We start from the raw sequence: 18,861 nt of genomic DNA, 5'->3' as shown, positions 1-18,861 counted from the left end.
ATGAACCTGCCTCTTACGATAACCGGCAATATTCTGTCGGGCCTGCCCACCGCCACGGCAGCGAAACTGGCTGGATCGCCATTGGTCACGGCATTTTCCACTTTGGTTGGCGCTTCGGCGGCCCAGAATTCACGCGTGGCTTTCGCGCCTTCCGAAGCGGGCAATTCAACAACTAATTCGTTGTCGGACGACGTAACAGTTTCCACTCCTGACGCGCAGCCGCAACTTGCAGTACTTGCGGAGCCGACCGGACTTATTGGAGCAGCCACGCCCCTACCCGCTCCAGCGCCCGTAGCTTCAAACTCTAGTGGCTTGAAGAAACTCGCGTTGGGCGTCTTGCAGGAAATGGCCGCAGGCCCCCAGCAAACAGCGCAGAACACCGTGGCCGCGCCAACTCAACAAACTATCCTTGAGACGCTCCCCCAGCCGGCGCAGATATCTTTGGTTGAGGTCACTGCCGATTTTGTCGCGCCGAATGGATCTGAGGCCGCGATACCCTTCCGAACTCCCGGTCCCGAGTTTACCGCACCAGCGGCCTCGTCGATTGTCGCTCAACCCATGGCGATACTTATCGATCCCGATGGAAATGCAGCGCCAATCATTGCGCAGGGCAAAGCCATCAGCTCGGCGCAGATCGCCACGTCTCTCGCCCCAACCTCGGATGCCGCGACCCCTCTCGTCCCGACCTTGGGTATCGCAACCCCACTGCCGCAGGTCACCCAGTCCCGTGACGCTGGCACGACTTCTGCCGCACCCATCACCGTCAGCACCCCATCTGCGATAGCATCTACCGCGGCGGCCACGGCCGCACCTGTTGCTCCACCAAATGCACCCATCGCTCAGATAGCTCTGCCTCCAGCGCTCCAACAACCAACGCCCGTGACTGCAAATGCCGCGCCGATCCCCGCACCCGTCGGCACCCCCGCAAATATCCAATCCATCCCCGCGTTGCTGCCTGCTGCACCCAACTTCGCAGCACCTTCGCGCATCGCGCCCGCATCACCGCCCAGTGCCGGGTTTTCACCCGCGCCTGCTCCAAACGTCTCAACGCCGAGCCCTTTACTCGTTCCGACGCCCGCTCCGACCATCTCACCCGTCACCGCGCCGCTAATTCAATCAGCTCCGCCGGTAGAGACCGTCAGCGCGTCGGCCCAAGGCGCTATGACACAGCAAAATCCTAACATTATAGCCGGCGCGCTGACGCCTGTGCTGACACAACCAACGCCCGTGACTGCAAATGCCGCGCCAATCGCGGCACCCGTTGGCACCCCCGCAAATGCCCAATCCAGCCCGGCGTTGCTGCCTGCTGCACCCAACTTCGCAGCACCTTCGCGCATCGCGCCCGCATCACCGCCCAGTGCCGGGTTTTCACTCGCGCCTGCTCCAAACGTCTCAACGCCGAGCCCTTTACTCGTTCCGACGCCCGCCCCGACCATCCCAGCCGCCACCGCGCCGCTAATTCAATCAGCTCCGCCGGTAGAGACCGTCAGCGCGTCGGCCCAAGGCGTTATGACACAGCAAAATTCTAACCTTATAGCCGGCGCGCTGACGCCTGTGCTGACACAAGCCACCATCCCGCGTGTCGCAACCTCGGGTGCGAAAACGACGCCTGACGCTGCGACCGCCCAGCCTCAAATCAGTACCAAAACAATCACCTCGCCGCTTTCGGTCGTCCTTGGTATGCAGCTCCCCGAAGGCGTTCCCGCGCCTGATTTGACGCCTCCACAAATAAAATCCGTCCCTGTCGGACCTGCCGCACCAACGGCGCCAACCGCTGCACCCACGTCCTCTTCGCCCGAACCGTCAGAGGCGATGCGCGCCGAATTTGCGCTACAAACCCTCCCCGAAGTCGCGGCGGCAGCCAAAGCTACCGCGCCGGACCAGACCACCCCAAAAGCCGCACCCCGGCCCTTTGCCGAGGCGTTGATGACGCAGGTCAAATCCATCGAGGTCAGCGAAGGTCGCACCTCGGTCAGCTTGCATCCGCGCGGGCTTGGCGCGATCGAAGTCGAGGTTGTGGGTGACAAAGACGCGACCTCAAAGGTTATCGTGCGGGTCGAGAATGCAGGCGTTTTGCAGGCTCTGCGCGATGATCGGGACCTGCTGGCGCATACACTCGGCATCGCCGACAGCAGCCTGTTTGAATTTCACGAACATAGCGCCGGCGGCCAATCTGGCGGCGAGACCGACCAGAACGGCCAAGGCAATGGCGCGCTTGAAAGCGCTGCCACTGCTGCCGCACCTCAACATCAAGATGTCGTCGCCGACGACCAGCTTGATATTCTCACCTAGAAAGGACGCCCGATGCTGACCAGCCCCGCGCTTTTGACCTCTGCCGGAAATCAAGGCACGAGCAATGCATCACTGTCCCAATTGGGCGAGGATTATAACCGCTTTTTGACCCTGCTGACCGCACAGATCCAGAACCAGGATCCGCTTGCCCCCGTTGACAGCACCGAATTCGTTGCCCAGTTGGCGCAGCTTTCGCAGGTCGAACAGGCGGTCCAAACCAATCAACAGATCACCACGCTGACCAATCAGGTCGCGGGTCTGCTCAACCTCGGCGGCACCGATCTGATCGGGCGGGACGTTAAAACCACCTCAAGTTTGATGGAGCTTGTCGACGGGCAGGTGCGCAACAGCTACGCCACCGGCGAAGGTGCGGTTGAGGTTGAAGCCCGCATTACCGATCCGCTGGGCCGCGTGGTGCGCACCCTGCGCGATCTGCCGACCACCCCCTTCGAGGAGTTTCCCCTGGAGTGGGACGGTCTGGACGACATGGGAGTAGCTCAGCTCGATGGCAATTACACTGTCAGCATCGTTGCGGTCGATAGTCAGGGTGCGAGTGTAGACAGCGAAGTTTCACGGATTGCCGAGGTTCAGGAAGTGATCTTCCAGCAGGGCGAAATCCTTTTCACATTAAGTGGCGACGAGACCGTATCTTCGGTCACCATCCTGTCGGCGCTTTAATAGCCGGCAGGTTCGCGCAAGGTTGTGACAGAGTGCAACTGGTTGATCCTTGCGGTGCGCACCATCGGGAAATCCAAATAGAGCTTGCGCACGATCTTTTGCGCTAAAATCTTTTTGCGCTCGGCGTCATCGTCATTCACCGCAAAACTCGCGTCGGTCTCGGCCAGTTCGGCAATTGCCGTGACCATGCCGTCGCGCAGCTTGGCACGCCCGACTGCCCCGTTGATGTTGTTGAATGCTTTGGCGCCCATCACAAACACGTCGATATCAAAGGCCATGTGCAGGATCTTGTTGCTCTGCTGGATTTGCATGGTGAAATTCCCCAAGGGGAACTTGAACAACAGCTGTGAATTGGGCGATGCGCCCGCGTATTGCGCGGCGGGGGCGTCACTCGGGCGCAGCATCCGCTCCCCGAAATAACCCAAGGCACCGGCGCCCACCACACAGACCGCCATGATCAGAAGCTTGATCACCTTGCGGCCTAGTACGGCAGCACGATTTCGAGGATATCCTGCCCCACGCGCGCGGTTTGCACTGCCGAAATCTGACCGCGCCCGCCATAGGTTATCCGCGCTTCCGCGATCTTGTCATAGCTGATGGTGTTGTTGACCTGAATGTCGGATTCGCGGATGATCCCTGCAATTCGCAGCTCGCGGAGTTCGGCGTTCACTTTGACCTCTTGGCGGCCCGCAATCACGAAATTGCCGTTGGGAAGGGTCTGGATAACCAGCGCGGCCACCCGCAGGCTGATGCTTTCATTGCGCCGGATACTCCCCGCACCGCTCGATTCCGAGCCGCTTTCGATACTCAGCGCATTACCGCTGTCGGTCGAAAGATCGAAGTTCAGCACATCGGGGTCTTTGACCTTCTGGCTCGCATCACGGCTGCGTTTGGTGGCGTTCTGCAACTGCGCTCGGTCATCAATTTCGATCAGCACTGTGACCAAATCACCGACGTTCTGCGCCCGGCGGTCGCGAAAGAAATTAGTGGTATCGCTGGACCACAGGCTGGAGGCTTCGGCACGCTGCGGCACAGGCTGCGGGGTCAGCGGCGGCATCGGCACGCTGATCCGGTTCACTTCCTGCATGCTCGAATCCAGTACCAGATCACTCACCTGCGGGTCGCGCATGTCCTGGAGCTGGGTGCAGCCCGAAAGCGCTGCCAAACCGCAGGTAAAAAAAGCGAGTGCCGCCTTGCGCACAGATATCATTGATCGACCTCCACGATGCCTGCGCCGGTCGCGACGGCAGAAATCGTCTTGTTGCTGGATAGGTTAACGACGCGCAGGATCTGGCCTTTATGGGCGTCCTCCATCGCGCGTCCCGTGGCAGACAGGGCCAGCCCGCCGTGCCGTAAAACGATTTTAATCTTCTCGCCGCGCACGATAACCAGCGGCGCAATCACCGATTGCCGCGGCACGGGGCGGCCCGCGACCAACATCCGGCGGACCTGCTGGCCCACCAGATCGGCAGGGTCGTTTATGGCAAAGGCACCGAGACGTTGCAGCGGCAAGGCCACCATATGCAAATCGGCGGCCTGCACGATCTCATCAGGCAGCAAGCGGCGCGACGGCACCGGCACCTCGACCGTCATTACCGCCAAACCCCAGACACGGTCCACTTCGCCGAATTCCGACACCACATTGGCGATAAACTGACCCGAGTTCGGGTCCATCCAGAATTCCTGAATAAACGCGCCTTCGGTGACCACGCCTTCGGCCAGATTGATCTCGATGCGCCCGTTGTCGGGCAGCGTCTCGGCAAGCTCCGCCACGGCGCGTTCGTGCACCAGATCGGTGACCTTTTCCACGGCGGCGGCAGCAGGCAGGGCCAGCATCACGGCGGCGGCCAGCCCTTGCAAGATCATCAAAACGAGGCGCATGGCTCAGGCTTTCCTATTTGATCTGGTTGGTCGTTGTCATGATCTGGTCGGCGGTCTCGATGGCTTTCGAGTTCATCTCATAAGCCCGCTGCGCCGAGATCAGATCGGTGATCTGCTGGATGATATTGACGTTGGAGTTTTCCAGATAGCCCTGCCGTGCCATCCCGACCCCGGGAGACCCCGGCGCGGCCTCGACAGGCTCGCCCGAGGCGCCGGTGGCTTCCATTAAGTTGTCGCCCACAGGCTTGAGGCCTGCATCATTGAGGAAGGTGGCGAAGGTCAATTGGCCCAGCTCCACCGGAATCGGGTCATCCTCGACATAGGCCATGACCACCCCCTCCTGGTTGATCTCGACCTGCCGTGTCAATTCGGGCACCACAATCGCGGGCTCGACCTCATGACCGTTCAACGTGACCAACTGGCCCTCGGCGCTCAACTGGAAGTTACCGTCGCGGGTGTAAGCCTGTGAGCCATCCGGGCGATTCACAATGAAATAGCCGCGCCCGTCGATTGCCAGATTCATCTGGTTTTCGGTCTGGACCAAACCGCCTTGGGTGTTGTGCCGGATTACGCCGACCGCCTGCACACCAAGTCCGATGTCGGTCCCGACAGGGCGTGCGGTGCCCTGTTCGGAGGTCAGACTGCCCGCGCTGCGCACGCTTTGGTAGATCAGATCCTGAAACGCCGCCCGTCCGGCCTTATAACCGGTGGTATTGGCGTTCGCGATGTTGTTGGCGATGACGTCAACATTGCTCTGCTGGGCCAACATGCCCGTCGCAGCGATCCCGAGTGCTTTCATGGTCGTGCTCCTTTAACGTGGCTAGCTGATTGTGCCCATCCGCTGAATCGCGGTCTTGGTCAGATCGTCGTCCTGACTCATCAGTTTGACGGAATTTTCATAGGCCCGCTGGATGTCGATCAGGCGCGTCATCTCCAGCACGGCCTCAACATTGCTGCTCTCGACGAAACCTTGTTTGATCGTCGGATTGGCAAGCTGTTCGGGGCCACCAGCGCCGGCGGGTAGCTGATACATGCCCCCGCCAAGCGGCTGCATCTGCGCGCTTTGAGGGATGCCAACCACACCGATGGTCCCCAGAATGGCGCCAGAACGGTCGGTAATCGTGCCGCCCGCAGTGATGGTGATATCCTGCCCGATATCTTGTGGAATGGTCACCGGCCCGCCGCCTGCATCAAGTAGGGGGCGTCCGGCAGCTGTCTTCAATTGGCCGTCCACATCCACGATCAAACGGCCATGGCGGCTGTATCCGGTGTCCCCGTTATCAAGCTGGAACGCCATCCAGCCTTCGCCCGAAAGCGCTATATCAAGCGGGTTGCCAGTTGGCACCAGCGCCCCGTCGGCCAGATCGAGGTAGGTACCCTTATCACGCACATAGCTGATCTCGCGGGTGCCGCCCTGATCTGCCACAGATTCGTAGATCGGATGGATCGCTTTGTAGCCCGCCGTCGACGCGTTCGCGAGGTTGTGCGCGGTCATATTAAGACTGCGTTCCAAGGCGGTAGCCTGTGACAGGGACACGTAGCTGATATTGGTCATGGGGTGCCTCCGTCGGCGCATCAGGCTTAAAAATGGATCGGATCGCGGCCTTCTGTTGCAAAAACAAAATTCCACAACTACAAGAACAGTGCAAGTTCTATTGATGATAGTTAAGAACAAATATCTATTCATGCGCATCTGCAGGCCACAGTTTTTCGGGTTATTTTTTGGCTTTATGGCCGGCTTTGGCGTGGCTGACGCATCGGAGGTCGCTCCCATTGCGCCAACGGCTAAACCTGTTACCTCCCTCCCCGCGTCGCCCGCGCCTGTACGCCGCACAGAGTGGCGGCAAACGCTGGACCTGCAGCATTGGGCGACCGCCAATTTCCATCGAGATTTTAACGGGATCGTCGCGGGGTTAAGCGCCGCGCATGCCACCGATCGCGCCGGACGCCTGCTTGATGCCGCCGAGCTTTACCTGACGCATATGTTGCTGTCCGAAGCTGCCTCGACACTCAAAGGCACCACGCCCGAAACAGCGGTTCAGATACGCAGGCACCGCGCACTGAGCGATGCCACTGATCTTTTGGCCGGACGACCCGTCACCGATTTTTCTAACTCGCCCCTAGGAGCCCCCGAGCGTCCGGACGGCGATTTCTGGGCTAGCCTTCAAGCAATTACTGCTGATGACACCCGCGCGCTGCGCAAAAATCTTCCCGGAGGCTTCACGGGGATGGGCCAGCAATCGCGGGCAGTGCTGCGGGCGATGCTGCCCGCCTTCACCGAAGCCGCGATCGAGACCGGGCACAAGAATTATGCCGATGCTGCCTTGCTGTTGATGCAAGAATTACCGGATTTGGCGGATGCGCCGGTGGGGCATTTTCTGCAAGGCCGCGCACAGGAGAAGCGGCGCAACGAGTCTTCGGCGCTTGATGCCTACTTCCGCGCCGCAAAAGGCTGGGACCAATATGCCGCCCGTGCCCGTATCGCCGTGGCCGACATGTCGCTGCGCAACGGCGCGCAGGGGGCGTTGCTTGCGGCGCAAAGCACCTTGACCGAAGGGGCAGAGGCGTGGCGTGGCGGTGAATACGAGATCCAGATTTTGAACCGTCTAGCCCGGATTCACGCCAAGACCGGCAACGAGGTCGAGGGGCTTTTGACGCTTGGCAAGATTGTCACGCGCTTCCCCAACTCGGCCGAGGCTGACACCGCGCAGGCGCAAGCCCAGACACTGCTGGCGAAGGTCTATACCAAGGGCGCGCAGGGCGCCTATACATTGGCCGACTGGATGGATGTGCACCTGCGTTTGCTGCCGTTCTTTCGTTATACACCCGCCTTCCCCAACCATACTGAAACCCTCGGCGACTATCTGCTGGCGCTCGGCGCCACTGATCTTGCCGCGCAAGAATATCGCCGTGCAATCAGACTGTTACAAGAGCGCGAAGACAGCGCCCTTAGCGCGGCGGCCCCTGACCTCTTCCGGCTGAACCTGAGCCTCGCGGCGGCCCAAAAACGCGCCGGACTGGCGGATGATGCGCAGATTACGCTTGAGGTGATGAGTGCCGCCTTGTCTGCCGAACAGGCAGAAGAGCATGCCGCCCTTTATGCGGCAGTGCTATCTGATCTTGGGGACCGCGCGGGGTTGATCAACACCAATCTTACCAGCCCCAGCGCACGGCATCTGCGCGATCTGGGGCGCGCACTTTCCGAAGATGAGAAATGGGTGCAGGTGGTCGATGTCATGCGCCAGTATTGGCTGACTTTCCCACAAGAATTTAGCGTCGAGGATGCCACTCGTTTGTTGATTGCGGCAAACCGCTCGGGCGATGTTGAGACACGTGACAGGGTGGTGAACGCCTTTCCCGGCCTGACACAGTCGGAACCATTGGTGGCGCTCGCGACAAGCCTGAACGAGGTCGCGCCTGTACTGCTGCCGTTGCGGGCAGATACCGCCGCCGCACGGCTGGACAAGCTGAAAAGTGCCTTCGAGAGCATCAAGAACACCGGCATTTCACCATGAAGCGCCGAAGAACGGTCTAAGTGCTCAAGATTAAAAATAAATCTATTTTTCCAATCTTTAACCCTGCGTAAAACTCTAGCGTGTAAGTGTCCTTTGATACCAAGGATATAAAAACGGGTGGCAGGATGAGTATTTCAAGCGCGCTTCAGACCGGTGTGAGTGGTTTGCAGGCTAATTCGCAACAGGTTGGCAGCATTTCCGAGAACATCGCTAACGCCAATACGATCGGTTACCGGCGCGGGTTTGCGCATATGGTGACAACGACGGCATCAGGCGGAAATGGCGAAGGGGTGCTCTCCGTTTCAGCGGTAAGCCAGCTTGATATGGCCAGCGCGGGCGGCTTGATCTCCACCCAGTCGCCGACCGATCTGGCCATCGGCGGGGCCGGATTTTTCGCAGTCTCGGTCAGACCTGATGAAACGGTGCCGACAAACTATCTGCTAACCCGTGCTGGATCATTCCTGCCCGACGCCAACGGCAACCTGCGCAACTCTGCGGGCTATTATCTCGCTGGGTTCCCTTACAGTCTCGATGGTACCTTAGGCTCGGTCGATCGCAGCTCCTTTGACCAGATGGAAACCGTGAACGTCGGCAATGTGACAATCTCCGCCGATGTCACCACAACCATATCGTCCTTTGGCAACCTGCCGTCACAAGACACTGGCGTTGCGACTCCGGGGGCACCCTTTGTGACTTCATCCGAAGTTTTCACCGCGCTTGGGGCAAGCCAGCGGGTCAGCTTTGAGTGGACGCCAACGACCACTGCGAACACGTGGAACTTGGCAATCTCGGGCCACGACGGTTCTGCTTTGGGCAGCGTTCAGGTTGAGTTCAACGATTCCGGTGCGGCTGCGGGATCGCCCATGGCCTATAGCGGTGCGACCTCCACTGCCACAGCGCCCGCTGCTTTTACCTTTGATCCTGCGACAGGCACTGCCTCTGTCACTTTGAACAACGGCGCGGTGCCGCAAACGGTCGACATCAACCTCGGTGCACCGGGGCAGTTTAATGGTATCACCCAGTTTGCCGGTGATTTCAGCCTTGGCTTTGACCGGGACGGCTCCAGCGTTGGCGAGTTGGTGCGCAGCGAGATTTCTGAAGACGGTACGCTTTTCGGCATTTTCGACAACGGCATGCGTCGCGCGCTTTATGAGATCCCTGTGGCGACTGTGGCCAACCCAAACGGTCTGATCGAAGCCAAGGGCAATGCCTATAAACTCTCCGGCGAATCCGGTGCTTTCGCGGCGCTCAAGGCAAATTCCTCGACCGTGGGCTCGGTTAATGCGGGTGCATTGGAATCGGCCAACGTGGATATCGCGCAGGAAATGACCGATCTGATCAAGGCGCAGCGGGCTTTCTCGACCAACGCCAAGGTCATCACCACGGTTGACGAGTTGATGGACGAAACCACGCGACTGAAGCGTTAACCCCCAACACGCGGAACTGACCGATGAGTTTGACTGACGCGCTAAATTCGGCGAGCTCGGGGTTGCGCACCACGCAATCGCTCTCCCGGGTGGCGGCCGACAACGTCTCGAACGCAATGAACCCCGGCTACGTACGTCGCCGGGGTTTGCTGGTGTCCAATCCAGGCAGCATCGGCGGGGCCGCCGTCAGTGAAATCCGCCGCGAGGTTAACGCCTCGTTGCAGCGGATGTCGCGGTTGGAAAGCAGCAAGATGGCCCGCTATCAGGCAGTGAGTGATGGGCTTAGCAGCTATACCGCCTATCTTGGCCAGCCGGGTGACGGGACGTCGCCAGCCGATAAATTCTCGGCATTTCAGAACAGCCTGACGACATTGGTCAACATGCCCTCCTCCAACGGGGCGCAATCTGGCGCGGTACTGGCGGCGGAAGATCTGGCCCTGTCGATCCGTGGGGCGGCAACTGCTCTGGGGACCACAGCTTCGGAAGTGGATATGGAAATCCGCTATGAGGTGTCGGACCTGAATCAGGCGCTGTACCAGCTGCGCGATCTGAATGTGCAGCAAGGCGGGCTTGCCTCTGGCACTTTTGAGTCCGCTAAAGTGGCCGAACAGATCGACCTCGTGCTCGACCAGATCTCGGGCATCGTCGATATCCGCTCGACGATCTCCTCCATCGGCACGATCAGTATCTATACCATCGGTGGTGCGGCCTTACTGGAAGGCGATCAGGTTCAAGACGTGACCTACAACCCCGGCGACGGCACGCTTAAAGCGGGTGCGCAGGATATTACCCCGTTCAAGGAAGGCGTGAGGGGCTTACAACATGGCAGCCTCGTCGGCCTGTCGGAGCTGAAGCGCGACATTATTCCGCGGTTCAAGCTGCAACTTGATGAATTGGCGCGCGGCATCATCCAGCAGTTCGAGGGCGCAGACAGTTCGCTTGCGCCGGGCGATGCGGGGCTTTTCACCGATAACGGCGTGGCTTTTGATTCGACCAAGATCGACGGGCTGGCTAGCCGCATCGCAATCAACAGTAAAGTATCGCCCACGGGTGACGCCGAAGTGTGGCGCATTCGCGATGGCCTGGGTGCCCCCGGCCCGGGTGATGCGGCGGATTCAACACAAATTTCTGCCTTCATCGCAACGCTCAGCGATGCCATGGGTGCGCATAGCGAGACCGGTATTCCGGACACTGTCACCCTGCAGAACTTTGCTGCTGAAATGGTCACAAGCCAGGCCGGCGCCCGTATCCGCGCCACCAATAATTTCGAGGCGGCCAGCTCTGCTGCCGAGGTGGTGATGTCGGCACGGCGCAATGCCGAAGGCGTCAATATCGACGACGAGATGCAGCAACTCATGCTGATCGAACAAAGCTATGCGGCAAATTCGCGGGTTCTAACAACCATTTCCGAGATGATCGACACGTTGATCGCGGCAGTATGAGGATTATGACATGACGTGGTCCATCGGCGGCAGTTCCAGTTTTCAATTCAACTTTTTCAGCCGCCAGAACGTGCAAAGCACGACGATTGCCTTGCAAAAGGCGGGGCAAGAAGTCGCGACCGGACGCAAAGCAGACATCTACGAAGATCTGGGGTCGCGGGCGTCGTCGGTCATGCGGCTGCGCGCTTCTGAAGCCGACACCCAGACCTACATGAAATCCAACGCGCTGTTGGGCAACAAACTGCAAGCAATGCTGACCTCGCTCGACAGTGCACGCGGACGTATCCAGGCGGTGTTGGAAACCACCCTTTCCAACGCCACCCGCCCGCAGAATGGCGCCGAGGTTCTGCAACAAGACGCCAAGGCCGCTTTGGAAAGCATCGTGGCCACCCTCAACATCAGCTTCAACGGCGATCATCTGTTTTCAGGGCTCCGCTCGGAAGTGCCGCCCTTAACGCGATGGAGTGAGACCAACGCAACCACGGGTCTCTCCCCTGCCGATGCGATGGCGTCGATCTTTGGCGGCGGTCCGGTGAGCGCAGCCGATGCCGCAGCCATCGCCGATCAAATCGATGCGGCCTTCAACTCAGCGGATACAGCGAACCCCAACCGGAATTTCGAGACGACCTTCTATGGCGGATCGCCTGCGCAGACCGCCAGCGGGCAGCCGTCAAAGCAGGTCAACGCTTGGGTGAACAACGGTCAGGAAGTAGTGTATGGCGCCCGCGCCAACGACGAACCCTTCCGCGAAGCGTTAAAAGGTCTGGCAATGCTTGCGGTCACCGATGTGAGCAAAATGGACGACGCCGCCTATGCCACATGGATGGACCGCGTTGTCACGTCGCTGACAAAGGGGCAGGAAGGCATACTGCAAGTCTCTGCCCGCGTTGGATTTAACCAGCAGGTGGTGGAAACCACGCAGACCCAATTGACTGATTTGTCGCTGGTTCGGCGCACACAAATTTCGGATTACGAGAGCGTTGATCCCTATGAGGCGATCACGCGGATGCAGAGCCTCGAAACGCAACTGCAGGCCAGCTATCAGGTCTCCGCGCGGTTGTCGGGCATGTCGATCCTGAACTACCTGCGCTGATCAGCTGGCGTCCGACATCGCCTCGGGCATGCTGAGCTTGTAGCCGCGCCCGTGCACGGTTTCGATATACTGCCAGCCACTTTCCGACGCAGAGGCGATCTTCTTGCGCAGTTTGCAAATATAAACGTCGATCACCTTGTCGAAAGGCTGGTCGATACTGGCACCATAAACGGCGTCATAGATCGCGTCCTTCGAGATCACTTTATGCGGGTTCAAGGCCAGATGCTGGAACACCGAATGTTCGCGCTTTGACAGCTTGATCCGACTGCCGGAGACGATGGGATCGCGGCCATCGAAATAGGCAGTGAGTTCGCCAACCACCACGTTATCGGCAGCATGGCCACACAGACGGCGGATGATCGAATTGGTCCGCGACATGATCTCTTCACCGCGAAACGGCGCGACGATCACGTCATCCGCACCGAGGTTGAGCAGTTCGGAGGTATCCTGCGCATTGCGGAAGTTGCGGAATACCACGATCGGGTTGGCACAACCTGCGTTGCGCATGGCGCGTATGTAGCTGCGCACCTCTTTGCACTCGCCCAGCATAACCGCGCGGGTTTCATGGCCCGGTTGCAGCAACACGCTGAGATCGGACTGGAAGAATTCAGGCTCGATGATCTGCGGCTCAAACCCTGAGGTTCGCATTTCGGCGATTAGCGCCGCGCGACGATCATCTTGCTGTTCAAATACATATGCCCGCATAGTCCAGCTAACCCCAAGAAATTCTTGTTTATCCTTGATAGCTAGCAAGGAAAGACTTCGCATACAACGATAAACGGTGATCTATATTGCATAATGCCAAGATCTAAGCGATATATTGAGGATAGCTTACACTGTTCTTGATGCACGGGGCGCGCAGAATGACTCAAACGAGCCACTTTCCAACGATCCGGCGCTTGCTGCGGCACCTGCAAATCGGTGTCCTGGCGTTCGCGGTGGGGATCGCCCCTTTTGCGGCCAATGCTGAGGTTCGCATCAAGGATATCGCCAATTTCGAAGGGGTTCGGGAGAACCACCTGATTGGCTATGGCCTTGTGGTTGGTCTGCTGGGGACGGGCGACAAGCTGAACTCCAGCCCCTTCACCCGCGAATCTATTCGCGGCATGCTCGAACGCCTCGGCGTCGCCAATCTGGAGGCCGACACGCTTAAGACCAAAAATACTGCGGCGGTGATGGTAACGGCCAAGCTGCCGCCCTTTGCGCGGCGCGGCTCGCCGATTGATGTGACTGTCTCGTCGCTGGGCGATGCCACCAGCTTGCGTGGCGGTACGCTGTTGGTGACACCGCTGACAGCTGCAGATGGCGCTGTCTATGCGGTTGCGCAAGGCGCGCTTGCGACTTCGGGGTATAGTGTCGAGGGCAACGCGGCTTCGATTGTTGAAGGCGTGCCAACCATTGCACGGATTGAAAACGGCGGCATCGTTGAGCGCGAGGTCGAGTTCAGCCTTTTCGAGATGGACAGCGTGCGCATCGCCCTGCGCGACCCCGATTTCACCACTGCCGCGCGGGTGCATGATGCCGTCGCCAAATTGCTGGGCAGCAGCGCTGTCGAAGTGCTTGATTCAGGCACGATCGAGGTCTGGATACCCGGCAAAAGCAACGTCCCCGACACGATTATGGCCATTGAAAGCTTGATGGTGCAGCCCGATGCGGTAGCCCGCGTGGTTGTGGATGAAAAATCAGGTACCATTGTCATGGGTGCCAACGTCCGGATCGCGCAGGTTGCAATTAGCCAAGGTGGATTGACCGTGCAGGTGCAGGAAAACTACAGCGTAAGCCAACCGGGTCCGGTCAGTGTGCTAGGCGATACGACTGTGGCGTCGAACCGTTCAATCACCATCGGCGGCAGTACGGTCATTGTTCCGGAAACCGAGATACAGGTACAGGAGATCGAGCGCAGCTTTACCATTCTTAATGGCGACGTCAGCCTGCAGGAATTGGTGAATGGTCTCAACGCCATCGGTGTTGGCGCGCGGCAGACCATCGCGATCTTGCAAGCGATCAAGGCGGCCGGCGCGCTGCACGCTGATCTGGAGATTATTTGATGGTGAACGCCCTGCCCCCCGCTCCGCCTGCGGGCCAAAACATTGATGCCGCCAAGGCACACCAGACCGCCAAGGAATTCGAATCTGTGTTTCTGACGCAATTCGTCGACGAGATGATGAAGACCACGGGCGACACAGCTTTCGGCGGGCCGGACCAGGCCGAGATGTGGCGCTCCTTCATGTCCGAAGCCGTGGCCAACCATCTGGTTGAGCAAGGCGGACTCGGGCTGACCGGATCGGTCGAAAAGATGCTCAACGCCTATACCCAACCGACTAAAACCGAGGCGACTCCATGATTCCGCGCAAAAAATTCCGCTTTGGCGAACGGGAGGCGGTGAACCCTGCCGCGCCGATTGCATTAACGAACGAAGACGCGCAAAACCTTGATGCCTACGTGGGCAAGATTAAGGAAACCGTCACCATTCTGCGGCGCGAGATCGACGCAATCAAAGCAGGCGAACTGGAAGTCGTGGGGCAGGTCTATGAGGAAAAGTCCAAAGTCCTGAAGTGGCTGGAGCTACGCACCCCGCTGATCGAGCCGTTCTTGCATCACGAGGCCGCTAGCAACCTCGGGATCAAAGAGCATCTGGCCGTGTTGAAGAAAAATATTGAAGAAGACGATGCGCTTTTGTCACGTATGACTGTGGCGGCGCGTACAGTTTTGCGTGAGGTCGAAAAAATTACCAATCGCAATGGCTTATCAGGCGTATACGGAAAGTCCGGTCATAAACGGGGGGCGGCCACAGGCGGCGCGGTGAACCTCGATCAGGAACTTTGACGAAGATTTATTCGAAACCGCGATTTTTTTTAACCCTCCCTTAACTTCAGGCCTTATCTAGCCCTTGTTGGCCATGAGCCACACTCAGTCAGAAGACTGATATAATATGAGAAACGAGGAGAGCATTAAATGTCGTCCATTCTCACCAATAGTTCCGCAATGGTGGCACTCGCCACGCTTAACGATGTCAACCGTGGCCTGAACGAGACGCAAAACCGCGTATCGAGCGGTCTGCAGGTTCGTTCCGGTAAAGAAAACGCCGCCTATTTCGCCATCTCAGAAACGATGAAGGGTGACAGCGGTATGTATAAGGCCATCAACGAAGGCCTGACCGCTACCAAAAACTCCGTCGCTACTGCCCGTCTTGGCGCAGAAACCGTCAGCGATATCGCGCAGAAGATGGTCGAGCGTATTGCCTTTGCCCAGAGCGATGGCGTCAACAAAGCCGACGTTCAGAAAGAACTGGTTGCCCTAGCCGCAAACATGCAGTCAGCAATCGACCAAGCAACGTTCAACGGTGACGATCTAGTCGGTGGTGTTGCGGCAGGTGAATCCACCACGGTTACAGTCGTAACTGGTGTGACACGTGCCGGTGGTACAGGGTTTAATACTACAAAGATCAGTTTCGATAAGGTCGATCTACAAGCCATTCAGACCGCTTTGGCAGCAATCGACGTGACCGCAGCGGACGTTGAAGACGATGCCACCACAACTGGCGTCGACGAATCTAATAATATGCAAACCCGTCTGGCAGCGGCGGAAGGTCAGTTGGCGCTTTCCATCACTGCGGCGACATCCCTCGGCATCACTGAGAACACCCTCGACGGTCAGATGCAGTTCCTCGAAAGCCTGACAGATACGCTGGATTCCGGCATTTCCTCGATGGTTGACGCCGACATGGAAGAAGAAGCAGCCCGTTTGCAGGCCTATCAGGTCCAGCAGCAGCTTGCGACACAGTCCCTGTCGATCGCCAACCAGGCCCCACAGAACATCCTGAGCCTGTTCCGTTAATAGCGGCGTAGCTCAAGATTGATAATTTAACCGCATCCGGTTTTTCATCGGGTGCGGCACTCGGGCCAACCGGCCTACGCGCCACCTCCCCCCAGAGGTGGTTTTTTTATTGCGCGGCGACCTCGGTCCGCTGGCGCTCGGCCTCGGCAAAGAACGCCTGTAGCGGATCGGTAATCCCCGCCTCCAGCACCATGCGGTACATCTCGGCAAAGCTTTGGCTGGCAGGCACTTTCTCACCGCGGCGCTGGTTCAGATAGGGGCCTGCGACCTTGAAAAACCGGATCGCCTCGTCCGTCTCGGGGTCAGAGCCTTCTTTGTAGGCGCCGAGCCGGATCAGATCCTCCATATCCGCATAGCGCCCCAAGGCGCGGCGCGCGGTTCTGGTGATCTCGTATTCCTCGGCGGAGTGGCAGTCAGGCAGCATCCGCGACAGCGAGCGTTGCAAATCAATCGCTGGAAAGCGCCCCTGCTCGGCGATACGCCGATCCAGCACCAAATGGCCATCGACAATGCCGCGCACCGCGTCGGCGATGGGTTCGTTCATGTCATCGCCGTCCACCAGCACCGTATACAGCGCGGTGATATCGCCCTCACCTTCGCGGCCCGGCCCTGCCCGCTCCAACAAATGTGGCAGGTCGCTGAACACCGACGGGGGATAGCCGCGCAGGGTCGGCGGCTCGCCCCGCGCCAGCCCGATTTCGCGCTGCGCCATGGCAAAGCGAGTGACCGAATCGAGCAGCAACAAAACCTGTTTGCCCTGCGATTTGAAGTATTCCGCCACTGCCGTTGTGGTCAGCGCCGCCTGTTTGCGCAATAGCGGCGCCTCGTCCCCGGTGGAGACAACAACCACCGCCCGCGCCATGCCTTCTTCGCCCAAGTCTTCCTGAATGAACTGCTGCACCTCGCGGCCGCGCTCCCCGATCAGGCCGATAACGATGACATCTGCGTCGGTATTGCGGGCCAGCATCGCCATCAGAGTGGATTTTCCAACCCCCGACCCCGCAAAGACTCCCATGCGCTGCCCACGGCAGATCGGGGTGAAAATATCGACACATTTGATTTGTGTCTGGAGCTTTTCACCCACAGCCTTGCGCTCGAAAGCGCCGGGGGGTTGGGCACGGCCAGCCGTGGCACGACGCGGGCGCGGCGCACGGTTATAGCGCGACAAAGGCCGCCCCAGTGCATCGACAACCTTGCCGATCCAGCTTTCGTCAGGAAAGACCATATCGTCCATCTCCAACAGCTCGGCCTTATCACCGACCGCGACACCGTCCCAGCTCCCGAACGGCAGTACCAGCAAGTCGGACCCCTCGGCGCCGACGACTTCACCGTCCACCGCGCCTCTGCGTCCTGCGATGCGACAGCGGCTGCCGATTCCCGCGACCGAAGCCAGTCCCCGCACCGTGAGCGTCAGCCCGACGATGGATTTGACCGTGCCAAACGTCCGCGCCGATGCAGATGAATAGAGCGCTTTCTGCAAATCGAAAAACGTTGACACGGGGTTTTAAACCTTCCTTAATCTTTCTATACTTGGTATACGCCAAGATTAAATGATGAGTAAACAATGAATACACAGACTCAATCCATATTTGATCTTGCTCCGAAACGTTTGGAGTGGCTGGCAACCCGTCAAAAGGTGGTCGCGGAGAATATTGCGAACGCTGATGTCGCGGGCTTCCGCGCCAAAGACATCGAAAGCTTTGCCAGTTACCTCGACAGCGCTGCAATGACGGGCGTTCTGCCCACCGCCGAAGTCACCGAAGCGAAGGTTAACTGGTCAGAAGATATGTCGGGCAACAATGTCGTGCTCGAAGAACAGATCATGGAGGCCAACGCCACAGCGGGCCAGTTCAAGATCGCCGCCAACCTCTACCGTAAAGCGCATGACATGCTGCAAACGGTTTCGGGTCGTCGGTAAGCAAGAGGAGCAAGGCCAATGGATCCACTCAGCAGTATCAGCACCACCGCCGCAAGCGGTATGCGTGTTCAGGGCGAGCGTCTGCGCATCGTCTCCGAGAACGTGGCCAACTCCAGTTCGACCTCGCAAACGGCGGGCGGCGATCCCTACCAGCGCAAAACCATGTCGTTTGAGGCAGGCACCGATCCGCGCACCGGTGCGGCAATCGTGACCGCCGGAGAGATCGAGCGTGACACCAGCCCCTTTACCCTACGCTATGATCCCTCGCACCCTGCTGCAGACGAAACCGGATATATTAAACTGCCAAACGTTAACCCATTGATCGAAATGAGCAATATGCGTGAAGCCTCGCGCAGCTACGAGGCAAACCTGTCGATGGTGGAAAACGCCCGCGACATGCGCCGCCAGCTTATTGATTTGCTCAGATAGGGTCCTGATACGTGACTGATTTCTCCGCCATCCGATCCTCCTATGTGCAGGCCGCCTATGCCAAGGCGTCCGATGCCAAACCCGCCGCAGAGCCGAAACCCTCTGGTGCGGACTTTTCCTCCATGGTCGCGGACGCCGCGCAAAAGGCGGTGGAGACTGTGCGCACCGGCGACAGCATGGCAATCGCCGGGCTTCAGGGCCAAGCGGGATTGCAGCAGGTCGTTGAGGCCACGATGGCGATGGAAAGCACAGTGCAGATTTCGGTCGCTCTGCGCGACAAACTGGTTGAAGCCTATCAGGACGTCATGAGAATGCCGATCTGACGCCTCACCAACAAGGATTGCAGGCT

Annotated in this window: 20 protein-coding genes; 13 read left to right on the top strand and 7 right to left on the bottom strand. The window is 58.9% G+C overall.

Annotation, left to right across the window (positions count from 1 at the left end):
• Together BM174_RS20845 and BM174_RS15275 are read left to right on the top strand one after the other, a co-directional pair.
• Positions 1–2,292, top strand: a complete 2,292-nt coding sequence (locus BM174_RS20845) for a hypothetical protein (RefSeq protein WP_143092465.1) — start codon at positions 1–3, stop codon at positions 2,290–2,292.
• Positions 2,293–2,304: 12 nt separating this feature from the next.
• Positions 2,305–2,970 carry a flagellar hook assembly protein FlgD gene (locus BM174_RS15275; protein WP_093924726.1) on the top strand — a complete coding sequence of 222 codons (666 nt, stop codon included), beginning with the start codon at positions 2,305–2,307 and terminating at the stop codon, positions 2,968–2,970.
• Here BM174_RS15275 and BM174_RS15270 read toward each other — a convergent pair.
• The 5 genes from BM174_RS15270 to BM174_RS15250 are packed head-to-tail and all read right to left on the bottom strand — an operon-like array spanning position 2,967 to position 6,406.
• Positions 2,967–3,443, bottom strand: coding sequence for a flagellar biosynthesis protein FlgH (locus BM174_RS15270; protein ID WP_093924725.1), 477 nt, complete (start codon positions 3,441–3,443; stop codon positions 2,967–2,969). The genes BM174_RS15275 and BM174_RS15270 overlap by 4 nt on opposite strands.
• An 8-nt stretch (positions 3,444–3,451) precedes the next feature.
• Positions 3,452–4,180, bottom strand: coding sequence for a flagellar basal body L-ring protein FlgH (gene flgH, locus BM174_RS15265; RefSeq protein WP_093924724.1), 729 nt, complete (start codon positions 4,178–4,180; stop codon positions 3,452–3,454).
• Positions 4,177–4,851, bottom strand: coding sequence for a flagellar basal body P-ring formation chaperone FlgA (flgA, locus tag BM174_RS15260; RefSeq protein WP_245766396.1), 675 nt, complete (start codon positions 4,849–4,851; stop codon positions 4,177–4,179). The genes flgH and flgA overlap by 4 nt, the downstream gene beginning before the upstream one ends.
• 13 nt (positions 4,852–4,864) lie before the next feature.
• Complete coding sequence (gene flgG, locus BM174_RS15255; RefSeq protein ID WP_093924723.1) at positions 4,865–5,650, bottom strand: flagellar basal-body rod protein FlgG; 786 nt, start codon at positions 5,648–5,650, stop codon at positions 4,865–4,867.
• A 21-nt stretch (positions 5,651–5,671) separates the two neighbouring features.
• Complete coding sequence (locus tag BM174_RS15250; protein WP_245766395.1) at positions 5,672–6,406, bottom strand: flagellar hook-basal body complex protein; 735 nt, start codon at positions 6,404–6,406, stop codon at positions 5,672–5,674.
• 190 nt (positions 6,407–6,596) lie between these two features.
• Between BM174_RS15250 and BM174_RS15245 the strand changes: the two genes are divergently transcribed.
• The 4 genes from BM174_RS15245 (at position 6,597) to BM174_RS15230 (ending at position 12,328) form a co-directional block, all read left to right on the top strand.
• On the top strand, positions 6,597–8,366 hold the full coding sequence (locus BM174_RS15245; protein ID WP_143092464.1) for a tetratricopeptide repeat protein: 1,770 nt from the start codon (positions 6,597–6,599) through the stop codon (positions 8,364–8,366).
• A gap of 125 nt (positions 8,367–8,491) precedes the next feature.
• Positions 8,492–9,793: a flagellar hook protein FlgE gene (locus tag BM174_RS15240; protein ID WP_093924720.1), complete on the top strand. Its 1,302-nt coding sequence runs from the start codon at positions 8,492–8,494 to the stop codon at positions 9,791–9,793.
• A gap of 23 nt (positions 9,794–9,816) precedes the next feature.
• Positions 9,817–11,235, top strand: a complete 1,419-nt coding sequence (gene flgK, locus BM174_RS15235) for a flagellar hook-associated protein FlgK (protein ID WP_093924719.1) — start codon at positions 9,817–9,819, stop codon at positions 11,233–11,235.
• Between the two features lie 10 nt (positions 11,236–11,245).
• A complete protein-coding gene (locus tag BM174_RS15230; protein ID WP_093924718.1) occupies positions 11,246–12,328 on the top strand; it encodes a flagellin in 1,083 nt (360 codons plus the stop codon).
• On the opposite strand, the gene BM174_RS15225 is transcribed toward BM174_RS15230, so the two are convergent.
• Positions 12,329–13,033, bottom strand: coding sequence for a response regulator transcription factor (locus BM174_RS15225; protein WP_093924717.1), 705 nt, complete (start codon positions 13,031–13,033; stop codon positions 12,329–12,331). It lies immediately after the preceding gene.
• Positions 13,034–13,191: 158 nt separating this feature from the next.
• Here BM174_RS15225 and BM174_RS15220 point away from each other — a divergent pair, with 158 nt between their 5' ends.
• The 4 genes from BM174_RS15220 (at position 13,192) to BM174_RS15205 (ending at position 16,165) form a co-directional block, all read left to right on the top strand.
• Positions 13,192–14,376: a flagellar basal body P-ring protein FlgI gene (locus BM174_RS15220; RefSeq protein ID WP_093924716.1), complete on the top strand. Its 1,185-nt coding sequence runs from the start codon at positions 13,192–13,194 to the stop codon at positions 14,374–14,376.
• Positions 14,376–14,672, top strand: a complete 297-nt coding sequence (locus BM174_RS15215) for a rod-binding protein (protein WP_093924715.1) — start codon at positions 14,376–14,378, stop codon at positions 14,670–14,672. Before BM174_RS15220 ends, BM174_RS15215 begins: the two co-directional genes overlap by 1 nt.
• Positions 14,669–15,154 carry a flagellar biosynthesis protein FlgI gene (locus BM174_RS15210; protein WP_093924714.1) on the top strand — a complete coding sequence of 162 codons (486 nt, stop codon included), beginning with the start codon at positions 14,669–14,671 and terminating at the stop codon, positions 15,152–15,154. Before BM174_RS15215 ends, BM174_RS15210 begins: the two co-directional genes overlap by 4 nt.
• Positions 15,155–15,283: 129 nt before the next feature.
• A complete protein-coding gene (locus BM174_RS15205; RefSeq protein WP_093924713.1) occupies positions 15,284–16,165 on the top strand; it encodes a flagellin N-terminal helical domain-containing protein in 882 nt (293 codons plus the stop codon).
• Positions 16,166–16,271: 106 nt separating this feature from the next.
• Here the strand turns inward: BM174_RS15205 and BM174_RS15200 are convergent, their stop codons facing one another.
• Entirely contained in the window at positions 16,272–17,663 is a 1,392-nt protein-coding gene (locus BM174_RS15200; protein WP_093924712.1) for a FliI/YscN family ATPase, read from the bottom strand.
• 66 nt (positions 17,664–17,729) lie between these two features.
• On the opposite strand from BM174_RS15200, the gene BM174_RS15195 reads away from it, so the two are divergent.
• From BM174_RS15195 to fliE, 3 genes are read left to right on the top strand one after another with little or no spacing between them, the layout of a single operon-like run.
• Complete coding sequence (locus BM174_RS15195; RefSeq protein WP_093924711.1) at positions 17,730–18,083, top strand: flagellar basal body protein; 354 nt, start codon at positions 17,730–17,732, stop codon at positions 18,081–18,083.
• An 18-nt stretch (positions 18,084–18,101) separates the two neighbouring features.
• Positions 18,102–18,512 (top strand): flagellar basal body rod protein FlgC, encoded by a 411-nt coding sequence (gene flgC, locus BM174_RS15190; RefSeq protein WP_093924710.1) that lies wholly within the window; start codon positions 18,102–18,104, stop codon positions 18,510–18,512.
• An 11-nt stretch (positions 18,513–18,523) separates the two neighbouring features.
• The gene (gene fliE, locus BM174_RS15185) at positions 18,524–18,835 is read left to right on the top strand and encodes a flagellar hook-basal body complex protein FliE (protein WP_093924709.1); all 312 of its coding nucleotides are present in this window, start codon (positions 18,524–18,526) and stop codon (positions 18,833–18,835) included.
• The last annotated feature ends 26 nt before the right edge of the window (positions 18,836–18,861 follow it).

The organism is Sulfitobacter brevis (assembly GCF_900112755.1).
Classification (GTDB): Bacteria; Pseudomonadota; Alphaproteobacteria; order Rhodobacterales; family Rhodobacteraceae; genus Sulfitobacter; species Sulfitobacter brevis.
This window is presented reverse-complemented; position numbering and strand designations above follow the sequence as displayed.